General features: G+C 56.5%; 10 protein-coding genes and 1 tRNA gene. 8 read left to right on the forward strand and 3 right to left on the reverse strand.

Features of this window, described 5'->3' with window-relative positions; genetic code table 11:
* Window positions 1-188 precede the first annotated feature (188 nt).
* The 4 genes from ASG57_RS14875 to ASG57_RS37780 all read left to right on the forward strand — a co-directional run bounded on the left by ASG57_RS14875 (window position 189) and on the right by ASG57_RS37780 (window position 2522).
* Entirely contained in the window at window positions 189-782 is a 594-nt protein-coding gene (locus ASG57_RS14875) for a Spy/CpxP family protein refolding chaperone (protein ID WP_057196627.1), read from the forward strand.
* 166 nt (window positions 783-948) lie between these two features.
* Window positions 949-1024 (forward strand) — tRNA-Lys (locus ASG57_RS14880).
* Between the two features lie 241 nt (window positions 1025-1265).
* Window positions 1266-1595: a hypothetical protein gene (locus ASG57_RS14885; protein WP_156402688.1), complete on the forward strand. Its 330-nt coding sequence runs from the start codon at window positions 1266-1268 to the stop codon at window positions 1593-1595.
* A 618-nt stretch (window positions 1596-2213) separates the two neighbouring features.
* On the forward strand, window positions 2214-2522 hold the full coding sequence (locus tag ASG57_RS37780) for a hypothetical protein (protein ID WP_210169290.1): 309 nt from the start codon (window positions 2214-2216) through the stop codon (window positions 2520-2522).
* Window positions 2523-2548: 26 nt separating this feature from the next.
* On the opposite strand, the gene ASG57_RS14890 is transcribed toward ASG57_RS37780, so the two are convergent.
* Window positions 2549-3439 (reverse strand): hypothetical protein, encoded by an 891-nt coding sequence (locus ASG57_RS14890; RefSeq protein ID WP_057196629.1) that lies wholly within the window; start codon window positions 3437-3439, stop codon window positions 2549-2551.
* A gap of 227 nt (window positions 3440-3666) precedes the next feature.
* On the opposite strand from ASG57_RS14890, the gene ASG57_RS14895 reads away from it, so the two are divergent.
* The 4 genes from ASG57_RS14895 to ASG57_RS14910 all read left to right on the forward strand — a co-directional run bounded on the left by ASG57_RS14895 (window position 3667) and on the right by ASG57_RS14910 (window position 8338).
* Entirely contained in the window at window positions 3667-4464 is a 798-nt protein-coding gene (locus tag ASG57_RS14895) for a 2OG-Fe dioxygenase family protein (protein ID WP_057196630.1), read from the forward strand.
* Window positions 4465-4696: 232 nt separating this feature from the next.
* On the forward strand, window positions 4697-5839 hold the full coding sequence (locus ASG57_RS14900) for a trans-sulfuration enzyme family protein (RefSeq protein WP_063996998.1): 1143 nt from the start codon (window positions 4697-4699) through the stop codon (window positions 5837-5839).
* 11 nt (window positions 5840-5850) lie between these two features.
* Window positions 5851-6792 carry a phosphotransferase gene (locus ASG57_RS14905; RefSeq protein WP_057196632.1) on the forward strand — a complete coding sequence of 314 codons (942 nt, stop codon included), beginning with the start codon at window positions 5851-5853 and terminating at the stop codon, window positions 6790-6792.
* A gap of 592 nt (window positions 6793-7384) precedes the next feature.
* Window positions 7385-8338, forward strand: coding sequence for a PhzF family phenazine biosynthesis protein (locus ASG57_RS14910; RefSeq protein WP_057196633.1), 954 nt, complete (start codon window positions 7385-7387; stop codon window positions 8336-8338).
* Here the strand turns inward: ASG57_RS14910 and ASG57_RS14915 are convergent.
* Both ASG57_RS14915 and ASG57_RS14920 read right to left on the reverse strand, forming a co-directional pair.
* Window positions 8335-9489: a cyclic nucleotide-binding domain-containing protein gene (locus ASG57_RS14915; RefSeq protein WP_057196634.1), complete on the reverse strand. Its 1155-nt coding sequence runs from the start codon at window positions 9487-9489 to the stop codon at window positions 8335-8337. The genes ASG57_RS14910 and ASG57_RS14915 overlap by 4 nt on opposite strands.
* Window position 9490: 1 nt before the next feature.
* Window positions 9491-13066: an NACHT domain-containing protein gene (locus ASG57_RS14920; RefSeq protein ID WP_057196635.1), complete on the reverse strand. Its 3576-nt coding sequence runs from the start codon at window positions 13064-13066 to the stop codon at window positions 9491-9493.
* Window positions 13067-13068: the final 2 nt, after the last annotated feature.

Here is a 13068-nt window from a genome sequence, read left to right on the forward strand (position 1 = left end):
ACGAACGCTGAACGAAGGCTTCCGTGCCGTCGGCACGGAAGCCTCTTTGTTGCGAATGATGTCCAATTGCGGCTAGAGGTAAAATCGGCCGTTACATCTTCGTAACGTCGCGCTCCCTGTCCAAGTTGTAAGTTGCGCGTGGGCCGCGCTGCGCTCATCCTCCGGGCATCCTTCCAGAGGAGGTTCGCATGAAGAAATTCACCATCGCAGCCATCGCCGTGCTCAGCATCGCCGGCTCGGGCGCGGTCTATGCCCAATATCATCGCCCGTGGACGGAGCACGTCCGCCACATGCGCATGAACCCCGAGGACCGCGCCGCCTTGGTCGACGCGCGTATCGCCGCCGTCCATGCCGGGCTGAAGCTCAACGCCGATCAGGAGAAGCTGTGGCCGCCGGTCGAGACTGCCGTGCGGGAGTTCGCCAAGCTGCGCATCGACCGCGCCAATGCGCGGATGAATGCCGGCCCCAATGATGCGGACAAGCCTGAAGATCCGATCGCCCGCCTGCGTCAGCGCGCCGAGGACATGGGCGCCAGCTCCGCCGCCCTGAAGAAGATCGCCGATGCCGCCGATCCGCTCTACAAGACCCTGGACGAGGGCCAGAAGCGGCGCCTCGCGGTGCTGACCCGCCACCGCGGCCCGTTTGGGGGCGGCGAGGACGGTCCGCGCCACCGCCATTTCATGGAGCGCGGCATGGACCGCATGATGGGCCACGGCATGGACCATTTCCACCATCACCGCTTCGACCGTGACGAGGGCCGGGACCGCGAGGGCCGGCTCTGAGCGGCCGGGTTTCCGCACGATTAACCTTGGCGAAGCCGCTGGAATCCAGCGGCTTTCCGCTTTTCCGCCCCTGGGGACGAAGCCTTGGAAAACTTGCGTCCCGTCGCTTGCCATCCCCGGATCGCTTTGCTAAACGACCGGCCTCGCAAGGCTTCGATCGCCTTTCGGGCGCATAGCTCAGTTGGTAGAGCAGCTGACTCTTAATCAGCGGGTCCCAGGTTCGAGCCCTGGTGCGCCCACCAAGTCTTTCAAAGACTTATCCTCGCGAACCGTTTGAGACGACCGAACTAAAACGGTTTTTCAAACGGTGTTTTTAGGGGCGGTAGCCAAGCAAGCTCTCGATAATGTGAACCGCCGGCAAACGATGTCGAGATGCGGATCTTCCTGCTAGGGCCAAACAGCCGCACTGTATTATGAACCCTCTTGATCATCGGCGCAGTGAGCGGCCCCGTGAGGTCCGGCCTGATCGTTTGGTTACTTTGCTTGGCCGCACGGATCGATTATCAACCGTCGCTCCTCAACAGCGGCGCCGAGATAGAGATGGACTGGCTGGGTTTTCTGAAGCTTGTGTTGTCGGTCGGTACGGTAGTTTGCACTTGTTTGGCTGGGATCAATTGGGCTGGATCGGCGTCAGTGAAAATCCCCAACCTGACTGCAGGCACGAACTGGGACGGCAGCGGACCGTACCCGGACGCGCTAAAGGAGCAGGGTAGACTCAATGCTCGAGCAGCCGCCTGGGCGTGCTTCGCAGCAGCCTTTCAAGCCGCGGTGTTCATCTGGGAAACTGCGGCGGGTCTTTTATCGCCCCACTGATGCAATCACGAGGAGCGCTGCTAGAGAAGATCGCATAGGTAACCATGACCGGTCGTCTCTGATGCGAAACTGCTGCAGTTACTCCTGCTCATGCAGACTAGCCGAGCTTGATATCCATAACGTCTCCATGGCGGGCCTCTCCCACGATGATCATTAAGCGGATCGACTTACCCGCTCAAAGCTGAAACAGGGGTTCGATTCCCCTAATCTAGGGAGCGCCAGCAAATCCAATAACTTAGAACGGCGATGGCGAAATCGTCGAATATCCGTTGAATAAGCGTCGGCGGATGTTGGCGAACCCCGGCACACTGATTCAGTGATCCGACCACGCAGGTTCGCGCGAATAGATCCGACAGCTCCGCCGGCAATATGAGCGGCAGTGACAGCCACAACGATATCCAATCCGCCTCCAAGCACGCGAAGTGCTCGCATTTGGTTGGCCGCATTCATGCGTCGAATGCGCGATGTTTACCGTGCCGCAAATGAAAGGCTTTCGGATCGGCGGCGGTGCAACTGAGTTCGGCGCGAAAGCGACTGGCAATATCATTTTGTTAGGCTCGACGATCCGACCTTGCTGGCGCTTCGCTGGTATAGGTCGACGTCGACGCGGATTCATTATTGATCGCGTTCGCGCCGCGCCGGTCATCACCGAAGAGGAAGGCAGGGACTTTAAGAATTGGACGCCTTCGCGAGCCGCAGGATTTGAACCTGCAGACCGTTATGAGCGGCAGACCAGACTATAGTTCAGGTTTGTTGATTTCCCTCGACTTTCGTTCGATTTCGTCGCGTTTGTTGCGCTTCGCTCGCACCGCTTCTGGTGCGAAACTGGTGCAGTTTGCGAATTTGCGCTTCGCGTCTACAGCCGTCGCCAACATGGTTTGCGTGGGCGAAGGCGAAAGAGTCCAAGATGAAGCCTATGAAGGGTAGAACCGCCTGAGCGTGCGTTAGCCGGTTTAGTCGTTCGCGATGAGTGCGAACGGAACCTTGTCGCTGGTAATCAAGTTGTTGATGTTTTTGATATCATCCATCGTTGTAGGCCCAAGCGTCGTTGGATCTGTCTCGTCAATGTAACCGGCATACTTTCTGATGTCCTCAAACGAGGAGACCGGCGATCCGATCGCGCGCGAAGCTTCCTCAAAAGTCCTTCCCAGGAACGAGAAATAGACTCTGGAAGCCGCGGGAAAGAATGAGGAAGATTGCCGGTTCTTGAGCTTAACGGAGTTGCACAGAATGATGCCGAACAGGTTTCTGTTGTGGTCGTTGGGGAAGTTGGTGCAGTAGACAACGATCTCATCCAATCCTCTATCTTTCTCCAGCATATAGTACAGGTGATTTCGGATGGGGACGCACAGACCGCTGTAGTCGAAGAATCCATCAGCCAAGCGTACCCTGATATGGCCGAATTCATCGACCCTGATCACCTGGAATACGTCGCGACACACCATTCGCTTTTCGAAGTTTGAAACCGAGTAGTAGTAGGAGAAAAAAATGCCCTCGGTGAGAGAAAATATATCCTGGACCTGCCCTTTGTCCTTGAGTTGCGATCGAAAGTTGATCCCCACGATCTCGATATTGAGAACGTCGGCGATCTGGTAGTCGGTCAGGCCAATGGCGGCGCCGAACGCTGAAGGCGTCAGTTCCCAATGCCGCGGATCGATACCGGACGCCTTGATCACTAGGCTCTTGATCTTGTCAGTAGGTGACTTGCTACCACTCAGGATTTGACGCGCGTAATTGTCCGAGATGCTTCCTTTCTTTAGAAGGAAGTCGATGTCGATGGTTGTCCGACCCGCCTCGCCATCGATCAGCTTGTTGTAGAGTCGGATCATTTTGGCGAAGCTCATTAGAAAATTCCTTTGTCTCTCAAATTTGTAGCGCCGCCCGCATCAGTCGGTCATGCAGTAGGTGCCAGGGCCGGAAAGCGTAAAAGTCTCTTGACGCACTATTCCTTGACTACACCGGCAAGTTGTTCTAAATCAGAAACATCTAGAAATTGCCAGACTTTTTTATTCGCCGTGCCCCCGGGCAGGGATGCGCCTATTTTTGGTGTCTGAACCCCTAGGAGATTGCGATGTATACCGAATTTTTCGGTGCCGGCGCAGCGGATAACCCCTCACTTCCCGGTCTGGTATCCGTCAGGAACTCCCTCCTGAGCATGAAAACCGAAGGTTTCTGTTATCTCGAAGCGAATAGCTTCGTTCTGACCGACGAACAGTATAAGTCACTTGCAACGGTGCAGGACCACTTCAACTCACTGCCCCTCGATACATACGACGAGAGTGCCAATCGCTGTCGGCAGCTCTCCAGATATGTACTACTGCCGTTTGCCGGTCTGTTGATGCCGCGTCCCAACAAGGCGCTGATTTACCAGCAGAACGTTAGCTTCAATGCCGAAGCGAAGGGCATCGAACGACGGTTCGCGGCCCTTCCGGAGGCCATCATCAAGGCAGATTTCCTTCGCGAATTGATCATGCATGACTTCGTGAACTCGCCGCTGGATCCGGAAATGCTGAGCGGACCGATTGAGGTCGGCGTCCACTTCATCCGTCTCCGGGCAACGCCGGATCGTCCAGGTGTTGCGGTGCCGAACCGTCTTCACAAGGACGGTGAGCCAGTAACGTGGATCCACCTGATGAACAGGAGAGACGTCGTTGGTGGCGAAAGCATCATCACAGACAATAGCCAGGCAAAGTTGCTGTGCGAGGCGACGCTGAGCACGCCGCTCGACTCGATTGGCATCGTGGACGACATGGTTTGGCATATGGTGAAGCCGGTGAGGGTAGCCGAGCCGGCAACGGTCGGTATCCGGGATGTTATCCTAGTCGATTTCACGCCAATGGTCGCCGCACCGTCCAAGCCGAAGAAATAACCGCAGTGAGGGTGCGGCGACCATTGCGTGAATTTGAGGCCGTGTTGAATTACCAGCCTTGGCGCTCCTTCGACACGGCTCCTTTGTGCATTGGCACGATGTTGCCTTCATTTGAGCCCGCCGTCATCCTTACAATAAGTTGACGACGGCGCGTCCGCTTGCCGACCGGCTGTCGGTGCTGCGCGCGGGTCCTCAAACGGAACAGAAGTCGATAAGCACAGGGGGCATGATCATGAAGCGTTCTATCGAAACGGCGTGCGTCCACGCCGGCACCATTGTTGACATGGCGACGCGAGGCACCAGAACACCTCTCTATCCGTCGAACTCTCACCTACATCTTGAAATAGATGAAGATATCTATCCGCGGCACTCGAACCTCCCGAACCAGCGGGCGGTCGCCGACAAGCTCTGCGCCCTGGAGTATGGGCAAATGGCGCTGATGTTCAGCTCCGGAATGGCCGCGATATCCACGGCTCTCCTCTCACATTTGCATACCGGCGATCACCTCGTGGTTCAGGCGGGCGTCTATTCGGGCGCCGCCAACTTTGTGCGGCGTCATCTCCCTCGCCAGGGCATTGAAGTATCGTTCACTCAGGGGACGACACCGGCCGACTTCGTCGCGTCTGTTCGCCCGAACACTAAGGCCATCTACATCGAATCACCGACGAACCCTCTTCTGGGAATCGTGGACATCGGCATGGTTGCGGCCCTTGCTGTAGAACGGGGCCTCCTCACATTCATCGACAATACCGTCGCCACCCCCATAAACCAGAATCCGATTCTAGCGGGCATTGATGTTGTGCTGCACAGCGCCACGAAATTTCTCGGCGGGTATGGCGACATCACCGCAGGCGCCGCCATCGGATCGAAGAAGATGCTAGCGCCCATGCTCGAATACATCAACGACTACGGCGGATGCCTAAACCCCCAGGCCTGTCACCTTCTTGAACGGAGCCTCCTAACCCTGGCGCTGCGGATGGACCGGATCAACCATAACGCGAGCAGACTAGCCGAGATGCTTGCCCGGCATCCCTGTGTATCTTCGGTTCGCTATCCCGGCTTGGTAGACCATCCGGGACATGACACTGCCAAAAGGCAGATGACGGGCTTTGGCGGTCTGTTGACCTTCGAGGTCAAGGATCACGTGGATCTCCGCACCTTCCAGAAGGCCCTTCAGCTGGTCATCCCCGCGAACAGCATGGGTGAGGTCTCCACCACACTTAATTCGCCGTTCGAAGCTTCCACCTCGTTCAGGAATCTGACGGCGGAACAGCAAAAAGCATTGGGTGTGTCCCGAAGCATGATCCGGATGTCCGTCGGGATCGAGAATGTCGACGACCTATTTGCAGATCTGGATCAGGCCTTGATGAGGTAGGCGACGGATTTATGCCGCAAGACTGGTGTATTGAGGCTGTCTCGCGCCTGGCGGGGTCGATCTACGATATCGAAATCGTGGAAGCGAGCTTGGCTGGACAGGGCTCGGGCAACCGCAATTACATCCTCAAATCGGATGGCGATGCCTTCGTGCTGTGTGTGATCGAGGAGCAGTCAGCGGAAGAAGTCGAAACAATGGCCCTCACCCTGGACTGGCTTGAGGTCCATAACTACCCGACCACGACACTCAAAAGGACCGCGGCGAAGACCCTTACTGCGGTCATCAACGGCAAGCCAGCGCTGTTGCGCCATTTCCTCCACGGGGAGGTCTGCCGGGCGCCGGATGAAGAGCACGTTCGCCAGGTTGGCGCATCGATCGCATCCTTGCACGCGGTTCCTTGCCCATCCTTTCTGCCGAAGGACATCTACTACGCGCAGGATCGTTTCCGGCAGGCCTTGCAATCGGGGCATGATCGCCAATACGAAAAATGGGCAATCCGGTCGCTCGACAGCATCGATATCGGCTCATATTACGATCTTCCAACGGGCCTGATCCATGGCGATGTGTTTGCGGACAATGTTCTGTTCGATGGAAGCGACCTTGTTGCGATCATCGATTTTGAACTGGCGTGCAACTACATGCTGGCCTTCGATGTGGCGATGGCGATCGTCGGAATGTGCGTTGTGGACGGGATACCTTGCTTCCGCAGGATCGGCAGTCTCGTCGCCGGCTACGAGTCAGTTAGAAAGCTGAGCACTGCAGAGAGAGCTTCGATCAAGCCGATAGTCGAGTACGCCGCGATTATGACGTCGCTTTGGCGCTACTGGAGGTATCGTTGCCACGAACCCGGGCACTTTAAACAGCATGCCTATCGGGAGATGGCGGCAGTGGCCCGGTATATTGCTTCCGATGATGAGTGGGATACTCAGTCCTGGCTTGTGAACCGTGCCTAAGCTTCCCTGTTACGTTCATGCATCTCTATTGGTCTTCGATCAACAACCCGATCGTGGTCCTGGACGCGAGTTGTTCCAAGAATACACGCAATAATTGCGCGATTGCACATTTGGTGCTAAAGGCCATTCAGGCAATTGCGAAAATTGCATGCCGAGCCCGTGTCATCCTGCTTCAGTAGGCAAGGTGGAGGCGACATATTGCCGACGTGGACGAGCGTTGGAAGACCGAAGAGGACGCAAATGCCGCTGATCATGCTGAAGTGTCCAACTACGAATGAAGAGATAGCCGGCTGGAGACCGACGAGCTTACCTTTGACCAGTCGCAAGATTCCCGAATTTCGATCCGATGCCCCAAATGTCGAATCGATCATGAGTGTTTGCTTGGGCTCGGCCGTCTAGCGTCGGTCGGCAGGATCCGCTCAGAATCGTCACACAAGAACCAGCTTACGTAGCAGTGGGAGACCGCAGGCAAGTAGGAAGCCGGATGACTTCCGTGCAATGGGATGCCGCCTGGCTGGTCCCCGACTCTCAAAGAACGACTGACTGCATTGGTTGACGCAATCCTTGTTTGTCCAGCCCCCGAGCGGAAAAGATGGGAACGAAGAGCGGCGTGATGCAATGGCAAAGATTGAAATATGTGACAGTCGACGTGTTTACTTCGCAGCGTTTCACTGGAAATCCGGTCGCGGTAATACTTGGAGCAGACGGGATCGCGGATGAGGAGATGCAGGCGATTGCCGCAGAATTTAGATATTCAGAGACGGCCTTTCTTACGGCGCCGACCAGCGCATGTTGTGCGGCGCGGCTACGGATTTTTACGCAAAAAGACGAGTTGCCGTTTGCGGGACATCCAAATATCGGAGCGGCCTACGTCGTCGCCAGACTGGGGACCGTCTTCGGTAGGCCCATCGGCAAGTCGCTATCATTTGAGCAGCGTGCTGGAGTCGTTTCGATCGACATAACTTTGCAGGACGGAATACCGCTTGGCGCGACTCTGCTGGCACCCGAGCCGTATCGGCGTCTTGTGGAGGTCGATCCTGCCGTAGTCGCAGCTTGCGTTGGTCTTGAGGACGAGGACATCGTCTCGCAGCAGCATCGGCCGATAATCGCTTCGATCGGCTTGCCGATCTTGCTTACGGAAGTGCGGGACTTGGAATCACTCGGCCGGTGTCGTCCGATACCCGAACAGTTTGCTCGGCACTTCCCTCGCAGCGGGGCCAATAGCATACATCTCTATACACGGACGAATTCTGGCAACGAGCTCCAGTTTCGTGCGAGGCATCTCTCGCCTCTTGACGGCATTTGGGAGGACCCGGCGACCGGCAGTGCAAATGCGGCCCTCGTTGCCTTGCTAGCCGACCTTGCTCCGGCTCGCACGATGCAGTTGCAGATCAATGTCAAGCAAGGAGTTGAGATGGGACGCGCCAGCGCGTTGGTGGCTACCGCTGACAAGTACGCTGGAAAGATCCACGCGGTACGAATCGGGGGAGACTGTATTCAAGCTATGGAAGGAATCATCAGCATTCCGGTACGCCAGTCTTCCTAAGACGGCAGCGAGCGGCAGTAGCCGGCAGCTGAATCCAGCAAGGCATCCATCAGAGCTCCATGCAGCCGACTGTTTGCCCTGCGTAACTGGCGCGCTGGAAGCACGAAAACGATGGATTCCGATGCAGCCACGATAGAGCTGCGTCGGGGTCCCGGGGAAAGAAGCTCGTCGATTGCAAGCCAATCTCCCGGTCCGAGCTTTCGAGGCGGATCTTCAGACTCCTTGTCGCTCTGGAGAAGAGTCCCTGTTATGCACAGAAAGGCCGTATCATCGATCTCCCCATATCGGGTCAGCAGATCTCCAGGCTGAAGTATGAGTAGATTGCATTGTTCGACGAGCGCGCCGCGCCAGGCGTTTGGAACTCTCTTTAACGCGGCCGCCAGCGTAGCGGAATCGACTCCCAAACGCCGGAGTTGCTCAACAAAGGATTCGAGCTTTCGACCAACGGGACATAGAAAGTGATACTGGCCAGCGAACTCTCCAAACCACTTTCTCGCTTCAGCGTCATCTTCCTGATGCGAGAGGTAGCGTGCAATCGGCGACCGGGCTGAACGGAAATAGTCCAAATCCCGCATGAGCATGACAATGGGTAAATGATACCCGAAGACCGGATCATTCAGGCCTTTGGCGTAGCGCCGATAGCCCAAGCGCTCGAAATATTCGAGCCAGATCGGGTTTGTGTCCCCGAAATTGAATCTAACTCCAGCCACTCGCGCCAGTTCGAAACCAGCGGAGGCGAGCTTTACTATCGCTGCCGTTCGCCGGTACTTGGATGCAAACATGAACCTGCTGGTCGTCGCCACCGCCGATAATCCAAATCGCTCGACGAATGGCTCCAGGGACAGGCGCGCTATGATGGGGGCGGGGTTCGGAACCCGGTCGAGCAGGGTGCAACGTAGCGTGGCCGCCACGGCCCCATCATCTCCGAATAAGGCAAAATTCGTACTGCACTCGTCAAGCTCGTCGTTCAATGTCATTTGGGCATGGTCAGCATCCGGATGTTCGAACTTCAATTCGCCGACGTAGATCTGATATCTGAAGTGATAGATCTTCTGCAGCAGGTCCGGCGTATCGGCAATCACAACGTCTGGCGGACTGGACGCGACGCCGGGCGTTGTAGCCTGCAGTTGTCGCAACGTTGGAATGCTCATGCTATTCACCTGCGCCAATTGCGCCCGAACCCCATTCGATATTCCGGCTCGCGATCAAGGCAGCCTCGCGAATTTGGTTGTCTTCGTCGGCCTCGGCTGCAACTTTGGCGAGGGGCTGTACGGCGTTGGGGTTCATGCCTTGCTCCAAGGCGAAGATGATCGACAGCCGGCGCCGATCACTCGGCCGCTGGTCGCCCTGCCTTCGAGGAAGTTCGGGCGGAGGCCAATTGGCGGGCCAATTACCTGGATCCAGCAAGTTGATAAGTTCAGAGGCACTTAGCGCATCTCCCTGTTGTCCCAGCGCGAGAATGATCTCGGTGACGATCGCCTGGTCGACTTCAATCTCAAGCCGATCCAAAAGGATCTCACGCGCGGTTGGATGAGCCATCAGGCCTAAACCGCGATAAGCAATGATCCGATCCGGAATCGCTGCATCCGCCATATCGCCGATCAGCTCTCGCGCGCGATCAATGTAGGCTGAGCTACCCAGCGAAGCGAGCGCCAGTAGGCACTGCCGCATTTCGGTGGAGGATAGCGCTTCTGCGGCTACACTCTCAACCCAGGGTCGCAGTGCGGTTACTCGGTTTGCCACTACGAAGCGCAGTATTGCAGACAGGTGCTTACGCCGTTGTGACTCGGTCAGGATATCCATAATAGAACGTGCAAGTATGTCGGCGCGTGCGCTCGGAGCAGCGGCGAGAACGGCCCGAAACGTGTCAGCCTCGGTCTCTCCAGCCATCACGCTCTCGACGAGTGAGGGGATACTTTCAGATTCGATTTTCAGCAGGGTGATAATCGCTGCAACGCGGATCATCGGGTCGGAGTCGGGCGTAAACGCCGCCAGCTTCAGTTTCGAGAACAAGAGCGGACTTAGGAAACATCGGTGCATACTGAAGATATGACAAATGGCGAGTCTGTCGGAACTCTCGCTCCAAACAGCGGCCACGACGGTAGGATCCAGCTCGATCTCCGCGCGATTGAAATGAAATGCGAATGCCTTGTGCAGCGCCCTGCATGAGCCTCGGAATATTTGCTCAAAAAGGCGGGTTGTCAGGACCTGATCCTGAAAACTAAACAAGAGCGTCAATGCAAGGACCTTCTGATCCTGCGTGCCGCTTTGCAGTATTGCGAGAAGAGGTTGGCGCTCTTGATTGATTTGCAACTGTGTCAGGGCGCGCGTTGCCGCGCAGCGAATGTAGTTTGACGCGGAGGAAAGGGCCTCGACCAGCTGGTCGTTCAGTTCCGTCAGTGTTGCCTGGCCGATAGCCTCGATAACCCGGCCGGCAAGCGCCAAATCCGATTCCTCTTTTGGTTCCTTCGTTTGAGCAAGCTGCTGCAAGAAAGATCGAAGCATCGCCGCAGAATATGCGTCTGCCGTCATCCCCATAATTCGAATGAAGGAGTCGAGTCTGATTCTGAGCGTAGAATCAACGTTCTTCCTGGTCAAAGGCTCCACGACCCTTTCCAGAAGACCGGTGTAGGTCCGGCAAAGTGATGCGAGTGCTTCCTCTGCCTCCGAAGATTGGTTCGGACGAGCATTGCCGGACATGGCTACGACCAAATTCACGGATATTGAGGTGGCATGTTCGAAATCTAGAGACGAGCAGTCGCTTGCTGCGCGAGCGGCGAGCAGTAATCGACCAACGGCCGAAGCCTCCATTTCCGGGTTCCATATCCCTCTAATGAGAACCGTTGCATCGTGTGCCGACAGTAGTCCGCACGTGAGACGGATGACTTCCTCCCACCTTGGCTCTTCGATAACGGCAGCGAGCGTCCCTAGGTAGGTTTTTGAAGCAACAAGGTCTTGCGCGGTGAGAAATTCCTGAAATGTCAGGTGCAAGAATCGATAGCGTTGCGGCGAATGTACCGTCAGTACACCGTCTATCTCGACGAGATCGTGAAGTACCTTGTCGGGGTCGGCATCGCGTTGCCTGCCAAGGCCTTCTTCAATCTGTTCAAGCAGCGCATCTTCAGTGAACGTTTCATGCCCGCTTGCAAAGTGCTTTGAGGCAACTCCCTTGAGAATGGCAAGCTTTCGCCGTGTCGGCACGCCAGACCGCGATGAGGTTGCACGGCGCTCCAGCAGCGCGCGGATCGCCTTTCCGTACAGGGCAGTACGATTGACTGGCAGGCGGAAATCCTGCTCATTTTCCGCGACGACCGCCATAAGCGACAGCAGGAGCGGATTTCGTGCAAACCCGATAACTCCAGCGTGACTGTTAATCTGACGCTCAAGACGGCTCGCGCGCTCCGGCGACTCGCTAAACCATTGGCGCAGGAAACGCCGCTGCTGCGAAACATTGAATCCGATGCACTCGAAGACCCTGAAGTCGCTCGAAAAAAGTCCCCGCGGCAGCGAAACGCTGCGGCACGTTACCAGGATCTGGTTTCCCGATGCGGCCAGCCTTTCGACTTCTCGTACAAGCGTTCCATGATGCTCACGAGCAGCCTCATCAAATCCATCCAGCAACAAGACGCAGGATCCGCTGCCGAGGGCTTCCAACAGGACGCTCGATGCTTGGGGCTGAGCGATGCGAAGCCAGTTCTCGATGCAACCAACCTCTATCTTGATATCGGATAGCTTCACGAACACTGGAACTCGATCGCGTAGCAACTCTCCTTTGCAAATACGGCTCACAATGTGCCGCAGCAAGGTGGTCTTCCCGCATCCGGGCTCCCCGATGATGACAGCTTTGGAGTGCACGATCACATCGAAGAGGCTGACGCTTTCATCAACAGCGAATCGCTGGGGGCTGCCTCGATCGCGCCGCACCATTCTCAACGATCCACCGGTACGAGTTAGCACCGAAACGCTGCCGCCCGTCGTCACTGAGAGCCTCTGGCCGCTTATCCCGCTTCTCGTCAGGGTCAGGGAAACGAATATTTCGTCGAGCCTCAGTGCCCGATCGAGATCCAGCAGCGACACGAATTCGTGCTCTGCTGCCACCCGGCGGAAATACGATGTCATCGGTGATTGCTGATCCTCGGGACGAGGAAATGAGCGAGATAAGAACCCCGGGTCCAGTTCGGCTATCTGCTCGATAGGAATGGCATAGCCTCCTCGTTCCGGGCGGCTCTTTTTAACAACTCCAATGACCCGTTTCTCTGTGACCGAGAATAGAGGCGCGCCGCTCAGGCCAGGCGCAATCAGGGCATCCACGATATGAAACAGGTCGCGGCCGCCACTCTCGTTGCCTTCGCGAGTAATGCCTGCGAGCACACCATACGACGGATAACCATAGTAGCCCCGCTCGGTGAGTTGAAATCCATAAGAAAACACCGGGCTAATTAGCGTCGTGGCGGGTCCAATCGTAACGATCGGATGTTGCCGTTGTGTTACCTCGATCATAGCCAGATCGAGGCTAGATCCATTTGGTGGGGTAAGGATGCGCTGAACGCTCAATGCCTCTCCTCCCCAAAAGACGGCAATTTCGTCCTTGGTAGCGCCCCTCACGACATGTTCACAGGTGATCAGAACGCCGGGGGCTGCGAAGAATGCTGTGCCAATCTCCGGGCCGCGCCTGATCGTGGCGACCGTCGCGCGCAAATGAGCATCATCGGCCCGTGAAAATTCCATCT

This window comes from Bradyrhizobium sp. Leaf396, assembly GCF_001424605.1.
GTDB lineage: Bacteria > Pseudomonadota > Alphaproteobacteria > Rhizobiales > Xanthobacteraceae > Bradyrhizobium > Bradyrhizobium japonicum_C.

Coding starts and splice junctions, on each gene's coding strand:
- ASG57_RS14905 (WP_057196632.1), top strand. CDS start 5,851: ATGCCGCAAGACTGGTGTATTGAGGCTGTCTCGCGCCTGGCGGGGTCG.
- ASG57_RS14915 (WP_057196634.1), bottom strand. CDS start 9,489: ATGAGCATTCCAACGTTGCGACAACTGCAGGCTACAACGCCCGGCGTC.
- ASG57_RS14890 (WP_057196629.1), bottom strand. CDS start 3,439: ATGAGCTTCGCCAAAATGATCCGACTCTACAACAAGCTGATCGATGGC.
- ASG57_RS14895 (WP_057196630.1), top strand. CDS start 3,667: ATGTATACCGAATTTTTCGGTGCCGGCGCAGCGGATAACCCCTCACTT.
- ASG57_RS14910 (WP_057196633.1), top strand. CDS start 7,385: ATGGGAACGAAGAGCGGCGTGATGCAATGGCAAAGATTGAAATATGTG.
- ASG57_RS14875 (WP_057196627.1), top strand. CDS start 189: ATGAAGAAATTCACCATCGCAGCCATCGCCGTGCTCAGCATCGCCGGC.
- ASG57_RS14900 (WP_063996998.1), top strand. CDS start 4,697: ATGAAGCGTTCTATCGAAACGGCGTGCGTCCACGCCGGCACCATTGTT.
- ASG57_RS14920 (WP_057196635.1), bottom strand. CDS start 13,066: ATGGAATTTTCACGGGCCGATGATGCTCATTTGCGCGCGACGGTCGCC.